Genomic DNA, 15,532 nt, shown 5'->3' on the forward strand with positions numbered 1-15,532 from the left:
AGAACCAGAGGCCGCCGAACGGCTTTTAGCAGAGAAAAGGCAGGTCTAATCGGGGTAATATTAGCAGATTCACTTTGGGCTAAGGGGCCATGTGATCAGGTGGAATAGTTTTGGTTGGATAGCATTTTAATGAGCATCCGAAAGCAGTTAATACTATTTAGAAGCTCTTGTTTAATTCTATGAAATCAAACGAGAGCTTCTAATCAAGGGATTTCTTTTTGGAGGTACCCATGTAACCCTCAAGATGTCTACCTATGGAAGTTACGGAAGCGTTGGGAAGGGGAATGTTCTTAGTCAAATATATTGCGTAAGTCAATAGCTAAGTCATCAAATATTCCATCTGTTATTGTTTCGTCTTTCCCGTACACTTCTGGTTCAGTAAATACATTCTCGGAAAATTTATAAACTTCCACGATCTTATTAAATGGATCGACTATCCAGTATTCGCGTACTCCTGACAACCGGTAGCGTCTTAATTTGACTCGTTTGTCTTTTAACGCTGTTGACGGACTCAATACCTCAACCACAAGGTCTGGAACCCCGACACAGCCCTTTTGATGTATCTTTGATTGATCACATACCAGAGTTATATCAGGTTCAACGTAGTTGTCATTTTCATCATCCAACCATACCCCAAAAGGTGCAGGAAAGGCCTTGCACTGTTTACCTTTTAGATATGTATAAAATTCACCATATAAATTCCCCACAATAGCTTGGTGTTGGGATGAGGGAGGTGGTGTCATATCGTAAATTACACTATCAATACGTTCCCATCGTTCAAACTCGAATTCCAATGGTATTTCTTCCAAATAAAACACTTCCTTTGTAAAATTATACCATGGTTTAATTTCTTTTATAAGGCGATGAGAGTTGCCATAATTGCCGGTGGAACTAAGCGAAGTTGCCGTTTCTAAAAATGGGAATTGAGTTACCGTCTGAAGTCATCCCTGAGATTTCCAGATCGCTTGTTCCGATCATAAAGTCTACATGCACCAGCGATTCGTTGATTCCCAGTTTCGGAAAGTCTTCTGGGGTTAAATCCGCGCTATTTTTCATACATACAGGATAAGCTTTTCCTAATGCTAAATGGCAGGAGGCATTTTCATCGAAGAGAGTATTGAAAAACAAGATATTGGAATTTGAGATGGGAGAATCATAGGGTACCAAAGCGACCTCACCGAGAAAATGGGAGCCTTCATCTGTCTCAATAATTGTCTTTAGCGTCTCAATGCCTTTTTCTGCACTAAAATCCACAATCTTACCGTCTTTAAATGTCATAGAAAAATTCTCTATGAGGTTTCCGTTGTAGTTTAGAGGCAAAGAACTGACGACTTTGCCATTCACCCCTGTTTTCTTAGGTAACGTAAATACCTCTTCCGTAGGCATGTTAGCAATAAACTCTATACCTTCAGGAGTAAACTCGGAACCACCCAGCCAGATATGATTTTCGGGAAGCTCAATTATTAAATCAGTTCCTAAGGAATTTTTGTAATGAAGAGACGTTAAGGCTAGAGAATTCAAAAAATCCATTCTTGTTTTAAGATTAGCTTTATGTTCTTCCCAAGAATCGATAGGATTCTCAGTGTCGGCACGTACCGTATTTAAGATGACATCCCAGAGCTTTTCAATCGACTCTTCCTCTGAAAGGTGTGGAAAGACTTTCTTGGACCAAGATGCTGTCGGTATCGAGACAACGCACCAGGTATTTTTGTTGCTCATGAGCCGATCTCGATAATCTTTGAGGGCTGTATTGCTTGCTTTTTGGGCCTTGGTGATTCTTTCTGGACTGACATCTTTCATTAGCTCAGGGTCTGAAGCAGCTATGCTTAAGAAAGCAGCTCCTTGATGTACATAGGAAAGGTAAAATTCCTTTTGCCACTCTGGAAATTCTTCAAAAATCTCTTCTGGAGCATGGAGATAGCGGATCTTTGAGAATAATTCATCCCTCCATTGAATCACAACATCCCTTGCGCCTTCTTGATAAGCTTTTTGAGCGACCAAGCGAGTAAATGATGCGCATTCGATAGGAGCAGAAATAACAAGCGTCTGATTGTCTTGGAGGTTTATACCTGTTTTTACAATGAGATGGGCATATTTTCCCAGTAAATTGTTATTCATATAGACTCCTTTAATTAGCTTTAATTGAAACCTAAATTTGGAAAAAATTATATCATATAATTTTAGCTAAATACAAACAGTCATTACTGCAGTGATTTCGTGAGAACGAAGATATTAACCGCTGATTATGATATAATTTCTCTAAATTTATTAGAAAGGAGCAAGAATATGATAAAACATTCAAAGGATTTAAGGACAGACATAGTTTCTAACTTCCGTGGAGGGAAAGGTGAAATTCAAATGACACACTTTCTTGAAACAGAAAAGAATGAATTTAATGCTAAAGGTCGGTTATTTGCTAAAAATGTCTTAAAACCTGGGACCTCTATTGGTTTTCATGAACATGTAGGAGACACTGAAACCTATGTTATTCTAAGTGGGGAAGGCCTAGTCAATGATAACGGAGACCAAAAGCCGGTTAAACCTGGAGATGTGATCATTACTAAAAATGGAGAAAGCCATTCGATTGAAAATACAGGGACAGTTGATTTAGAGGTTATGGCCTTAATCCTATTCGCCTAGAAAATCTAACGAATAAGAGAATATTGAGGTAGTAGGAACGAAGTAGCTTGGTATTAAGGGGTTTCAGAGTTTTTGGATATTTATATATTGTATGTTATGGTTCCTTCGGACAGTAGTTTGAGGGAACTTTTTTTTAAGGGCGCGATATTGCCTAACTCATCACGATAAGTATAATTGGTGGATCTACTCTGCGAAAAATAAAAAGAGACAACTCGAAAGTTTGCGAAAAAAATCTCAATGTCGTAATATAATGTATTACTTGATTGGGATAAATATAAATCTAACAGAATAGTAATTATGCTTACGTCAAATAATACAATATCATGTAATCGGAGGCATATAGATAATGAATCTTGATAAAGTATTTTTCCAAAATCTCATGAAAGATCTATTTTCCGATCCCTGTGAAGTAAAATATTGGGATGGGGATGTGGTGAATTATGGGGGCGGAGCGGCTCAGTTCCGGATTAAGTTTAAGGAACCGCTTTCCAAATCAGAGATGATAAGCGATCCCAGCTTGGCTTTTGGCGAGGGGTACATGCAAAGGAAAATTGATATCGAAGGTAACATTCAACAAGTCATTGAATCTCTTTTTAACAACCAAGATAGCTTTCTCCATCAGAAAAACAAGTTCGTCAAATTGGTAAATATCTTTTCCAATAATATTAGAAAAAGCAAAGAGAATATTCAATATCACTATGATATTGGAAATGATTTTTACCGTTTATGGTTAGATGAGACTATGACCTATTCCTGCGCCTATTTTAAGTCTCCCGAAGATAGTTTGACTTTGGCTCAGAAGAACAAAGTGGATCATATCTTACGCAAACTTAACTTACAATCTGGACAAACCTTACTGGATATTGGTTGTGGGTGGGGTGAGCTTATTCTTAATGCAGCAAAAACTTATCAGGTTAAAGCTCTAGGAATTACACTTAGTTCAGAACAATATTCCCGAGTTCTTGAGAGAATTCAAGAAGAGAGTTTGCAAGAACTCGTCGAAGTCCAGCTCATTGACTACCGTGAATTAAAGAACCGAACCTTTGATAGGATCGTAAGTGTTGGAATGATTGAGCACGTGGGAAAGGAAAACATAAAGGAATATTTTTCAACAGTCCAAGTCCTCTTGAATAAAGGTGGAGCATCTCTCTTACATTCTATTACCGGATATGAAGAGGGAGGGACGAATAGCTGGATCAACAAGTATATTTTCCCAGGTGGGTATATTCCAGTCATTCAAGAACTCGTAAACCATATAGCTGAGAACTCGTTTTATCTAATCGATTTAGAAAGTATGCGCGAACACTATACGCGAACCCTGGAACATTGGGCCGAAAACTTTGAGAAGTCTCTTGCACTAATCCAGACTATGAAAGATGAAACCTTTATTCGGATGTGGCGGCTTTACCTCTGTTCCTGTGCAGCTTCCTTCCATTGCGGTAATCTTGATCTTCATCAGCTCTTGTTTACAAAAGGAGTAAACAATTTGTGGCCTATGACTCGTCAAAATATATATTCTTGATTGTTTGAAGTGCCGAGGAAGAACTCGATAATGTTCGTCGTGAAATTCGAAACAGATGTTGTTGTTAACCTCGAAACTCTTTTACACAATCGGAACAAGGTGCTCTTCGTCAAATGGACACGAAACACCTTGTTCTTTTGTGTAGAATTTGATTACTGCCCGCAAGGAGCGCTGTGATCTCTAAGGGTTCAATTATGTTCGAAGGTAAGGAATTGATTGGGAGATCGGAGAAAGAGTTCCAAGGCCTGAGGGGCAAAAAGATGCTGATCAACTTGGGACCTCGGTGCTTCTAATAACTCACATAAAGGAGAAGAATGCGGAGTTGTTGTTCATGGGGAGATGACGGTTGTGGCTGGAAGCAAGGGATATTTGTTGAGGGAAGGGGACAGTATTTATTTAGACAGCACAATTCCCCAGCGCTTTTTTAATCATGGAGATCAGGTTGCCATAGGAATCTGGGCCATGACCCCGGCTTCTTTTTAGTATGGATAAGAGCGGATAAAAAAACCACTGACGCAAATGTCAGTGGTTTTTGTGTTTCTGTCTAGGCAAAGACTTCTGAAAGTTCTATTGTCAGATCTTCGAATATACCAACCTTAATTGAATCTTGCTCGGTGTACACTTCAGGTCTGCTGTATTTACCCTCCTGGGTAAGATGAAATACAGATAGGGTATTTTCCTCCGGGTAAACAATCCAGTACTCAAGAACGCCTATTCTTTCGTACAAAATAAATTTTTTCTTCAGGTCCTTTTGAAAAGTGGAGGGAGAAGTAATCTCCACAACCAGGTCCGGACTGCCCTTGCAGCCTCGATGGTCTAATTTGCTCTTATCACATACTACCACTAAATCCGGTTGAACCACGGTTGAAGTTTGTTCGTCGCTCTCTTGCAGCTGGGGTAAGCGGACATCGAAAGGGGCTGCATAAACTCGGCAATTCCCAGCGCTCACTTTCTGGCCAAGTAAGGTAATCCTGGTACGTGTACAATTGTCCAGAACGCTGAGCAGTATCACTCAAGGATTAAACCTCCTTCTAATTCCAGTTATTCCCTATCAATATGGTAACACATCGTTCTTGTTGGGACAAGGACTATTTATACTTGAGATCCTAACGCTCCAGTCATATGATTTGATCAATCCGTCTAAATACGGGTTATTGCCTTAGAACTGCAAAGTTAAACATGGTCTTGAGGGTTGAAAGAGTCTCGAATGACCTCGAAAGAAGTATAGTGATGAACTGGCACAATTAAAGGTCTGATTTTTTCGATTATTCCTATTGATTCTGGCAGGAAATCAAGGGAAGATATGGAAGGTTTAACAAATGAAGTTTATCAAATCGCATCTGAAATAAGGAGGGAAAACTTATGACGAAATTATTAAACAAAGTGGCGGTTGTAACAGGAGCGGCCCAAGGTATTGGTGCTGCCATTGTAGAGAGGCTATTGGAAGACGGTGCTTCTTCAGTAGTGGCTTTGGACATTAACCAGGAACAACTGGAACAAACAGTTAAGGAATTGGACATTGGGGGAAATGGAGTTATACCTATGAAATGTAACATCGCAGATAGAAACGAAGTAAATGAAGTATTTAGCAAAATCTATGAGACACTTGGCAAAGTAGATATACTTGTAAACAATGCAGGAATCACCAGAGATGCTATGTTTCATAAAATGACAGAAGATCAATGGGATGCGGTTATATCTGTAAACCTTACTAGCGTGTACAATTGTTGTCAGGCTGTAGTTGCCAAAATGCGTAAACAGGAATATGGGAAAATAGTCAACCTTTCCTCAACATCTGCTTGGGGTAATGCAGGACAAGTAAACTACAGCGCCTCTAAAGCGGGTATGATTGGTTTAACCAAGTCTCTTGCCAAAGAACTGGGAAATAAAAATATCACCGTTAATGCGATAGCCCCAGGACTAATAGATACAGAAATGACAAGGGTCATGCCTGAACCCATGAAGTCGATGGCAATTATGTTATGTCCTGCAGCCAGAGCCGGAAATCCGTCAGAAGTTGCCTCAGTGGTATCATTTCTGGCTTCAGATGACTCTAGTTTTGTTAATGGTGAATGTATCAAAGTCTGTGGAGGATTCTTGATGTAATGACAACTTGCTTTGCCGGGGGTTATAATTAAGGATAAACGAGAAGTATGCTCCATGTTGAAAGGCGCGGGCATACTTCTTTGTACAATTGCATTATCGGATTCAGACACATCACCAAGGCATTTTAAAAACTTCTTGAAGGCACTTGACAGGAACCGGATTTCAGCTATAATGAAGCTATAAAGAGATTATAAAGATTCAGTTTTGCAAAATAACTTATTGGTCGCGTGCTAGGTAAAGTTTCGATTCATCGAAGGTTTATGCATTGCAATTAATTAAGTCGATGCTGAATTTCGAAGAATTGGAGCCACCTAGAAGGGTGGTTTTTGTTGTTGTTATAATGAAAGATTTCCCGCAAAGTTCCTCTCACTAATAGAAGTAAGTCAGTAGTAGTTTGGTCTTTGGGAAAAGCGTGTTGGAAAGTCGTTTTTGAGTCCGCGTGTCGATGAGCTCGGTAAGTCTAGTCCTAAGATTATCCTAATTGTTGTATGGTTTTTTCAAGTTACTGTTGAGTGATCTGAAATCTAAATCTTCTCCTTAGTGACTGTTTTTCGATTGTTCCTGGTTAGAACCTAAAGTAATTGAAGAAATAGTGGAGGATTTGTCCAGATTAGTTTCATTACCTTAAAAGCTTAGTTTTTGACTGGTTTGCGTTTAGTTAGGTCAAAGTATTGAGATTCCCTTACTAGTTGGTTTACAGAGTGACATTTATCTCGTTTTGTTTTCGTAGTTGTAAGGAGTTTTTGCTACAACCCTATATTACTCCGGTGAAAAACGTATAGGTTCAGTTTGGTTGACGATTAATCTAGAGCCGTGTATCCATTAATTCTGGAGGAACTTTGCGGGATTTAATTTTTAAGGCTACTCAATGAGTAGCCTTTTTTCTATGAGCACCCTCCTACCCGAATTAATGGCGAATAAGCTTTCATGTGGTCCAATTGCCAATGGAGTATGTACAAAATTTAAAAAATATGGCAAAGCAAGTGGAATAAAGTGAACTCGTTCAACTAAAGTTGAACATCGAGACTTCGGTGTGGGAGTCTACCCCCGCCGAAGCAGAGTACGGGGGCCCACTCCCACTTGAAGAAGTGGGAGTCTCACGACTGTATAAATATATCTAGAAATATGGAATTATTTTACATTATGAAATATAATTATATAAAAACAATTACTGTAAGGAGAGCTATGGCACATAGAACGATAAAATCTGGATTTCATCGATTGAACGAACGACTTAATCAATTTCCTCAAGGAGCTCCACCTTCCGAATATTTATTCAAGATACTTAGTGTCTTAATGAATGAAAAGGAAGCGAGGGTAATGTCGGCGTTGCCTATAAGACCCTTCTCAATTCAGACTGCCAGCGCGGCTTTAGGCATGAGTAAAGAGGATACCGAAAAAGTACTTACAGATCTTGCTTCCCGGGCCTTGTTGATTGATATTGAGAGTGCGGAAGGTGAGAGAAGCTTTATTTTACCTCCGCCTATGGCTGGTTTCTTTGAATTTTCCTTGATGCGTATCAGAGAAGACCTTGATCAGAGGTTGCTTTCTGAGTTGTTTTACCAATACCTAAATGTTGAAGAAGATTTCGTGCGAGATTTATTTGTTACAGAAACTAAGCTTGGAAGAATCTTTGTGAATGAACAAGCATTGAGCACGGTGAATAATTTATATATCCTGGATTACGAACGAACGAGCGAGATTATTAAAAAAGCCGCTATAATAGGAATCGGTATGTGTTATTGCAGGCATAAAATGAGCCATTTAGGTAAAGCATGTGATGCCCCCTCAGAGATATGCATGACCTTTGGGAATGCCGCTTCAAGCCTAATAAAATATGGCCATGCCAGAGAAGTCAGCGCTTTAGAATGTATGGATTTGCTTGAAAAGGCTTACGACCACAATCTCGTTCAAATTGGGGAAAACGAACAGGAAGGGTTACCCTTTATTTGCAATTGTTGTGGTTGCTGTTGCGAAGGTCTTCTGGCTATCAAGAAATTTGGAACTTTAAATGCCATTAATACTACCAATTTCTTGCCAGAGATTTTGGAAGTTAATTGCAACGGCTGCGGAAGGTGTGTCTTGGCCTGTCCAGTGGGAGCTTTAAAGATGGTTTCACAAAACGACACCAATGATAAAGCAATCAAAAAGGCAACGCTGGATGAGGAGATATGTTTAGGGTGCGGCGTTTGTGTCAGAGCCTGTAACCGAGGATCAATAAAACTTAAGCCCCGAAACCGACGAGTTATTACACCAGTAAATTCCGTTCATCGCATCGTGCTGTTGAGTATCGAAAAAGGGAAACTTCAGAATCTTATTTTTGATAACCGGGCTCTCTACAGTCACAGGGCTATGGCAGCGATACTGGGGGCCATCTTAAAAATGCCGCCCATCAAACAAATCATGGCTAGTGAACAGATGAAGTCAAAGTATCTTGCGGCTTTAGTTAAAAATTATAAATGAAAAAGTATCAAAATTTTAAACTGAGCTTCCAGGAAACCCCTTTTGAAAGGTGTTGATGATCATGTCGAGAGGCACTTAACACAATTCGAGAGGGGTTTTTAGTATGTCAGAAACAATTACGGGCACGGGCAGGGTTTAGCAGAAAAACGCAGAATAAGGTCATTGGTAGACTTTTATACAGAAAAAATTTGATTGGCATGCTCAAAGGATGGGGAAAACAGGAGGAAATTTTAATGAGGGCCGTGTGTATAGATTTTGAAACAGCAAATAATTTTATCGGAAGTGCATGCTCAGTGGGGATTGCAGTTATCGAAGAGGGTAAGATAATCGATACCAAGTATTGGCTTATAAAACCACATCTCGAGTATTGCTACTTTGATCCTTACAATGTTATGATCCATGGAATTAAAGAGGAAGATGTCAAAAATGCCCCAGAATTTAATGTGATTTATGGGGAACTCAAACCGCTCTTTGAAAATGCTTATGTTATTGCGCACAATGCGTCTTTTGATATGTCAGTATTGCGGCATGTATTGGACTTATATGAAATCCCATATCCAGAAGTAGAATATTTATGTACTTACAAAACGGCGCTAAAGACCTGGAGCGGTTTAGACAACTACAAACTTGATACAGTTTGCAAATTTATAAATCATGATTTTGAGCATCATAACGCCTTAGAAGATGCTGCTGCTTGTGGAAATGTTTTATTGTCAGCATTATCTGAAAGGGGAGTGTCCTCGATTAACGAACTCGCTTCTCTTGTAGGAATGCGGCTCGGAAAACTGTACGCCGGGGGATATAAGCCCTGCAGCATAGCGAAGAAAACAAGTAAAAGGGCATAGGTTAAAGAGTAAAGGGTAAACAGTTGTAAACGGCTATCCGCAACTATTTTTAATTAAATTGTGGAAGATGGAACATATAAACTATTTGAAGCTGGATAGGATATAAAGTATCTCTCTATATAATGAAGATATATTAAAAAGTCATAGGTATGTTGGATAAAAAGTTATATACAAACGGTCAAAAGACTCAAGAATTAATCGACAATAAGCTTACTTACTTTTTTAAAAATGGAAAAGTAAAAGCAGAAGGCACTTACGAAAATGAACTAATGACAGGGGAATGGAAGTTCTACAGGGAAACGGGTCAGTTATGGCAAGTTGGAAATTTTGAGAATGGCAAGAAAAATGGGAGTTGGGTAAGGTACGATAAGAATAACCAATTAGAATATGAAGAAGAGTTTGTGAATGATAAGAAGATAAAATAGGGTCTTACGGCAAAAGCCCCAGCAATGCTGGGGCTTTTGAAATTCACTTTTAACGGCACAGCTGCATAATTTACAAATTTGCTTGCAAACGCTGTTTCAAGGTCTGCCTTCCTTTGTCAATTTGTTTACGGATATTTAGACAAATATCAATGAAAGCAGGTTTATCGAGTTCTGCAGATTTATCAGGTAATGAATAAGTTGGTAACGCCTTATCATTCTTGATATCAAAAACAAAAATTTTATTCTGATCTGAGACATATTCAAACTCGATTTTGTTATTTACAAAAACTAAAGAGACGGACATAGTTCTACCTTCTTTCGTGATTTTAACTAATTATATATCTTTTAATTCGGATTGTGAACATACTACTTTTGCCGAAACTTATGACTTCCTACCGGTCAAGGACAAGAAGACAAAACGTCTCGAAGAAGCAATCATCAATTTATCCTTGAATGTAAGCTCTTTCATAGCATCTGCTATATTGAATACTAGTATTGCAAAAGTAGGTAAAAGTACTATTTGCTAATTTCTTAATAATGCACCTATAATTGATAAAACTAAGGCACATCTCAAAGCTGTCCAGGAAAGTGACAGATTTCATATACTTAAGAATTTAACTTCGTATTGTAAAGAGTATCTTATGAAGTGTTTTAAGGCCAAAATAATTATTACGGTGCCTAATGAGCCTCAGATTGATGTGTTACGTTGACCGCGATTGAAGCGAAAATTCGTGGGGTTATAAAGGTTCTTCCCTCTACCCTATGAACTTACGCTTCTCTTTTTGGCGGAAATTAGATTTTTAATCTATCAAAAGGAGTATTAGCCCAAATGCACAGAATTTAATATGAAGGAACGGAAATAGGTACAAGAGGAGTTTGGCAAAAAAAATTGGTTTATTGACTTGTGTTACTAATAGACCCAAGAATTATTTTGGCAGACAAAGAATTTATGTAACCTTTTGACATACTCAACCCCTCTATATATTGAAGGGGGGAATCAGGCGGAAATGGGTTTTAGCCAACTTGTCATAGTGTTTAGAGATTTGTTTGGTTCGTAGATAGAGAAAAAGCCATTGAAAATCAATAGCTTTAAGGAGTGTAATAATTCGGTTCAAAATAGTGAACCTCATGAACGCTCACTGTACTGAAACGCCTGCCGTGCGACACTTGGTCTATGGGAATTCAATCTTTTCTACTTGGGTTAAAATGTTTCGGGTAACTATGTTATAAAGGATGATTTTCCCGTTAGATCTAAAAATGTTGACCTAAACCAATAGTAAAGGATAGACTTCCCCCATCCCCAAGCTAGGTAGTTTCTCGAACTATTCAATTTCACAGTGAACATCACTTGAGGCTGTAACCAAAGAGAACAAGAACTGTAATCACTTTAGTACTTCCACAGCAACGGCAGGCTTTAGCGTCTATTTGTTTAAGATGATGCGGTGGATTTAAGACCACATTAATAAAACAATTTGCATTCTCAATTTATTTTAAAAAAACCGTGTAGAAACAAGTCTACACGGTAGGGCGAATATCCTATCTTCTTTTACGATACCTTCTTTTATACGTTGTGGAAATTAGCAAACACATAACTGTTAAGCCCATTAGCGATTGCCAAGGCTGCACTATCAAGTTTCTCAGAATCCCGTAACTTACTGATATCAGTAGAAACATCCATAAACAACAGTTCAGTTAAACAGCAACACGCGTTATTGCCTACTAAAACATTCCAGTTTGTCCGTTTTACCCCCCTGTTAATGGAGTCAAACGCGGTTACTAAACGACTTTGTATCCTTTTAGCAAGGTCATTGTCAAGATCAGTATAACTTCTTTTGGTAAATGTCTCTGTGCCACCATTTCCTCCTCCAGCATTACAATGAATGCTTACGAAAATATCCGCACCCCAGTTATTCGATATGCCGGCTATTTCAGTAGTATCAACAAAGGTGTCGCCTGTCCTTGTCATTTTAGTTGGCACTCCCCAAGAACTTAAAATGCTCTGGAGTTTTTTGGCTACATAGAGAGTTATGTTTTTCTCCTGCGTAGTACCAGCTGTTGCTCCTGGATCGGAACCTCCATGTCCCGGATCGATAAAAACCTTCATGTCTTTTAGTTCCATTAATGTTTCCTCCTTAAGATTTCTTTTTGCATTGGGGAGATTGGCCAAATCCCAGTACACTAATTAAAGAGATCCAGGAACAATAAAAAGCAACCTCTATATAAAAAAATTTACCGGATGTATTTTGTAATTATTTTAAGTTAGGATCTAAGTAGATTGCTTAAGGGAGGCGTTATTTATCAAAAAGATTGTTTATTTCATATTAGCAATTGCTATCCTATCAATATCTCTAATAACTTACTCCAATATTTCTACCTTGTCCAAACAAAATAAAGATTTGAATCAAGAACTTCGGAAATATAAAGAAGATTTATCGACTTGGAAGGAAGTATATGACCTACGAAATACTCTAGACCTAGAGGCACGCGATATCTTAACTCATTTAGAAGACGGCGATACCGAATATGTAAAGAATAAAGTATCCGAAAATGTAACAATTTATGGAGATAAACTTATCTACAAAAAATCAAATAACCAAGACTTTATTATGCCTAAGTATCCTGAGAATAAATACATCCTTAGACAAAGAGCCTATATGTTTACAAATGACAAGAAGGATAGGTTTTTATCAATATACGAAATAATATCTGGAGGCTTTCAAACGGAAAGGCAGAATACTTTGAATTTTTATTACATATATAAGGATGGTGAATGGTTGTTAGATTACTTAAGTGAAGACGAATAAGTGCAACCTCATGTTCCATTGACTACGTTTCCTTGTGTAGGTTAATAGTATAGTTTGGATTAAAAATTGAGGTTTTTCTTAATAATAGTTATTTATTGCTCATAAATTCGCTTATATTATTTTAACGAAAACTCAAAATTAATTAACTTACTTTAAAACAAAAGTCGATTATTCCTTAGAATAGGAATAATCGACTTTTGTTTTAATTCCGCCTGCCTGACCAGGTGTACCGTCCCGTGCATAATAGATGCTGTCAGGAGCGACATACTTTACTGATTGGTGTGGCCGGATCCAATTATAATGCTTTATAACTTCTTGGTCATTTGCTTCCCCGATAATTAGATACTGCTAAAAACAGTGGTTTCTATCCTTTGAAAATTCTTTGCATTCACACAAATACCTGTAACAGGAAAAACTTGCAGAAAAAAATCGGCTTGTAGACGTTTTGAGTTTTACAGATGATTTTGCGCCCGAGGAGGTTATTGTATCTCGATAACAACAGATGTAGCAAAGCAAACCCCATGGATCTAATTCCTTACAAAAAATGGGTGTGATAAGTAAGGGGATATATTAAAATTGCATGAACTCTATTTTAATATATCTTCTTAAGATAATTGCTAAAGAAGATATGTATATTGGAGAAGTCGGGAAATGGTTCAACGAACTATTTATCTCAAAATTATAATCTTCTTTTTGAAGATACAAAAAAATTTGTGTCAAATAAGATTAGGTAGCGAATTTAAGGTGAAAAAATAATCGTATGCCTGAAATCGGCGCAAATGATTTTGCGGAATGGAATTGAGTAACAAAAATTATAACAATTGAAGTAGCAGTTTTGGAATCCATGAAACGAAAGAAGAGTTCAACTTTAAGAAAGAGGGGGGAACTGTCATGGATGAAAACATTATTCAATCCCTCAATTCTATAGGTAATAAAAATAAATTTCTATACGTAACCATACATTGGGATATTTGCTTGAAATTTTTAATTATCAAATAATTAAATAGAAATTATAGTTTTATTACCAAATGAAGTATTGCACATACAAATTTAGAGTGTTACTATAAAAAAGTGAGTGTATATTGTATTCGGTAAATCAGAAAGTAAAAAAGGGGAGAGAAAAATGAAGAAATTCAAAAGGATCGCTGCTCTTGTTCTGTCAGTAGCTCTCGTCGGGGTTTCCTTGACTGGCTGCGGCGGATCCAAGGCAAGTAGCGACACCGCACCAAAGGCAAGCGACACCCTGATCTATGCTCAGGGCGCAGAGCCAAGAGGGCTGGACCCGGCAATGGTCGACGACGGTGAGTCGGCTAAAGTAATGATCAATATCTATGATGGGCTTTTAAAGTACAGCAAAGATTCTACAAAAGTTGAGCCTGCTCTAGCGAAAACTTGGGATCTGAGTAAGGACGGCCTTACATATACCTTCCATCTGCAAGAGGGCGTAAAATTCCATGACGGCACTGATTTTGATGCTGAGGCTGTTAAGTTTAACATCGACCGCCAGTTGCCTCCGCAGGTGACTGAGGACATGGCTTACGCATCGTTTGTTTACGGTTCCGTGAAAGATGTTCAGGTTGTGGACAAGAACACAGTCAAAGTCAATCTGACAGCTCCCAGCACGCCTTTCCTCGCTAATCTGGCCATGGTTATGAGTGCACCTATTATCAGCCCCAAGGCTTTAAAAGACAATAACAACAATGTGAACCAGGCACCGGTTGGGACAGGTCCTTACAAGTTTGTAAAATGGGCAAAGGACGAAAACATTGTTTTAGTTCGCAATGACGAATACTGGGGAACTAAGGCCCTTACCAAGAATGTTATCTTCAAATTCATTAAAGACAACTCAGCACGCGTAGTTGCTTTAAACAACGGCGAGGCTGATATGATTGATGGTATTGATGCCACTGTGGTCAAACAGATCACTGACGCAGGCAATAAAATCTTCCAAGCCCCGGGTATGAATATCAATTACATGGCTTACAACACATCCAAAAAACCATTCAACGATCCTAAGCTCCGGGCTGCTATTTCTCAGTCTATCAATGTCCCAGAAATGGTGAAGAGCCTGTATCAAGGTTACTCCGAACCAGCAACTTCCGTTCTGCCTACCTTTATGGAAGGGTATGACAAGAGCATCGCTCAAGTACCATACGATGTCGAGGCTGCTGCCAAAGCGATTAAAGCATCCGGATTAACTTCCGTAAAATTGATGACTTACACCAACCCCAGACCCTATAATTCAGCAACAGGACAAGCATTGGCTGAAGCGGTTCAAGGGTATCTTTCCAAAGTAGGCGTTACCTGCACTATCGATTCTTATGACTGGACAACTTATAAGGAAAAATTAAAAGCAGGGAATTACGATATCTGCTTCTACGGTTGGATTGGAGATAACGGAGATCCAGATAACTTTATGTATCTGTTAGCTCACGAAGATCCCACCATGAACGTTGCACTCTACAAAAATCCTGAATTTAACAAGTTAATTGTCAAGGGTGTGGAAACTCCTGCCGGTGACGATCGCATTGCGATTTACACCCAACTGGAAAAAATGGCTGCTGCAGACGCTGCATGGCTCCCAGTTTCCCACGCTGAAACACTTTGTGCCTACAGACCGAATATTAGTGATTTCTACTTCCATATGACCGGTGTCACACCGTTTGTTGGCGTATCGAAGAAATAACTCTGTTTTCGTATTGTGAATTTAGGCTGCCGAGAACCGGT

General features: G+C 38.6%; 13 protein-coding genes and 1 pseudogene. 9 read left to right on the top strand and 5 right to left on the bottom strand.

The annotated features are described in order from the left end of the window. Window positions 1-290: 290 nt before the first annotated feature. On the bottom strand, window positions 291-809 hold the full coding sequence (locus M8E35_RS15625) for a Uma2 family endonuclease (RefSeq protein ID WP_289710867.1): 519 nt from the start codon (window positions 807-809) through the stop codon (window positions 291-293). Between the two features lie 82 nt (window positions 810-891). Next, the gene (locus M8E35_RS15630; protein ID WP_252470126.1) at window positions 892-2,118 is read right to left on the bottom strand and encodes an aminopeptidase; all 1,227 of its coding nucleotides are present in this window, start codon (window positions 2,116-2,118) and stop codon (window positions 892-894) included. A 168-nt stretch (window positions 2,119-2,286) separates the two neighbouring features. Here M8E35_RS15630 and M8E35_RS15635 point away from each other — a divergent pair, with 168 nt between their 5' ends. The 3 genes and pseudogenes from M8E35_RS15635 to M8E35_RS15645 all read left to right on the top strand — a co-directional run. Continuing rightward, window positions 2,287-2,640: a cupin domain-containing protein gene (locus M8E35_RS15635; RefSeq protein ID WP_252470127.1), complete on the top strand. Its 354-nt coding sequence runs from the start codon at window positions 2,287-2,289 to the stop codon at window positions 2,638-2,640. 346 nt (window positions 2,641-2,986) lie between these two features. Next, on the top strand, window positions 2,987-4,162 hold the full coding sequence (locus M8E35_RS15640) for an SAM-dependent methyltransferase (protein ID WP_252470128.1): 1,176 nt from the start codon (window positions 2,987-2,989) through the stop codon (window positions 4,160-4,162). A gap of 303 nt (window positions 4,163-4,465) precedes the next feature. Continuing rightward, window positions 4,466-4,645, top strand: a pseudogene (locus M8E35_RS15645) (cupin domain-containing protein); the annotation flags it as partial. A gap of 61 nt (window positions 4,646-4,706) precedes the next feature. On the opposite strand, the gene M8E35_RS15650 reads toward M8E35_RS15645, so the two are convergent. Further along, complete coding sequence (locus M8E35_RS15650) at window positions 4,707-5,174, bottom strand: Uma2 family endonuclease (RefSeq protein ID WP_309446475.1); 468 nt, start codon at window positions 5,172-5,174, stop codon at window positions 4,707-4,709. A 350-nt stretch (window positions 5,175-5,524) separates the two neighbouring features. Between M8E35_RS15650 and fabG the strand changes: the two genes are divergently transcribed. The 4 genes from fabG to M8E35_RS15670 all read left to right on the top strand — a co-directional run bounded on the left by fabG (window position 5,525) and on the right by M8E35_RS15670 (window position 10,001). Continuing rightward, window positions 5,525-6,268 carry a 3-oxoacyl-ACP reductase FabG gene (gene fabG, locus M8E35_RS15655; RefSeq protein ID WP_252470130.1) on the top strand — a complete coding sequence of 248 codons (744 nt, stop codon included), beginning with the start codon at window positions 5,525-5,527 and terminating at the stop codon, window positions 6,266-6,268. Between the two features lie 1,185 nt (window positions 6,269-7,453). Further along, window positions 7,454-8,731, top strand: coding sequence for a 4Fe-4S dicluster domain-containing protein (locus M8E35_RS15660; protein ID WP_252470132.1), 1,278 nt, complete (start codon window positions 7,454-7,456; stop codon window positions 8,729-8,731). A gap of 233 nt (window positions 8,732-8,964) precedes the next feature. Then, window positions 8,965-9,576, top strand: a complete 612-nt coding sequence (locus M8E35_RS15665) for a 3'-5' exonuclease (RefSeq protein WP_252470133.1) — start codon at window positions 8,965-8,967, stop codon at window positions 9,574-9,576. A gap of 149 nt (window positions 9,577-9,725) precedes the next feature. After that, window positions 9,726-10,001: a toxin-antitoxin system YwqK family antitoxin gene (locus tag M8E35_RS15670; protein WP_252470134.1), complete on the top strand. Its 276-nt coding sequence runs from the start codon at window positions 9,726-9,728 to the stop codon at window positions 9,999-10,001. Between the two features lie 70 nt (window positions 10,002-10,071). Here the strand turns inward: M8E35_RS15670 and M8E35_RS15675 are convergent, their stop codons facing one another. Beyond that, window positions 10,072-10,305: a hypothetical protein gene (locus tag M8E35_RS15675; protein WP_252470135.1), complete on the bottom strand. Its 234-nt coding sequence runs from the start codon at window positions 10,303-10,305 to the stop codon at window positions 10,072-10,074. Between the two features lie 1,257 nt (window positions 10,306-11,562). Further along, window positions 11,563-12,120 (bottom strand): N-acetylmuramoyl-L-alanine amidase, encoded by a 558-nt coding sequence (locus M8E35_RS15680; RefSeq protein ID WP_252470136.1) that lies wholly within the window; start codon window positions 12,118-12,120, stop codon window positions 11,563-11,565. Between the two features lie 277 nt (window positions 12,121-12,397). Between M8E35_RS15680 and M8E35_RS15685 the strand changes: the two genes are divergently transcribed. Beyond that, complete coding sequence (locus M8E35_RS15685; RefSeq protein ID WP_252470137.1) at window positions 12,398-12,805, top strand: hypothetical protein; 408 nt, start codon at window positions 12,398-12,400, stop codon at window positions 12,803-12,805. 1,123 nt (window positions 12,806-13,928) lie between these two features. Then, a complete protein-coding gene (locus tag M8E35_RS15690; RefSeq protein ID WP_252470138.1) occupies window positions 13,929-15,491 on the top strand; it encodes an ABC transporter substrate-binding protein in 1,563 nt (520 codons plus the stop codon). Window positions 15,492-15,532: the final 41 nt, after the last annotated feature.

The sequence above is a fragment of the Desulfosporosinus nitroreducens genome (assembly GCF_023897015.1).
GTDB lineage: Bacteria > Bacillota > Desulfitobacteriia > Desulfitobacteriales > Desulfitobacteriaceae > Desulfosporosinus > Desulfosporosinus nitroreducens.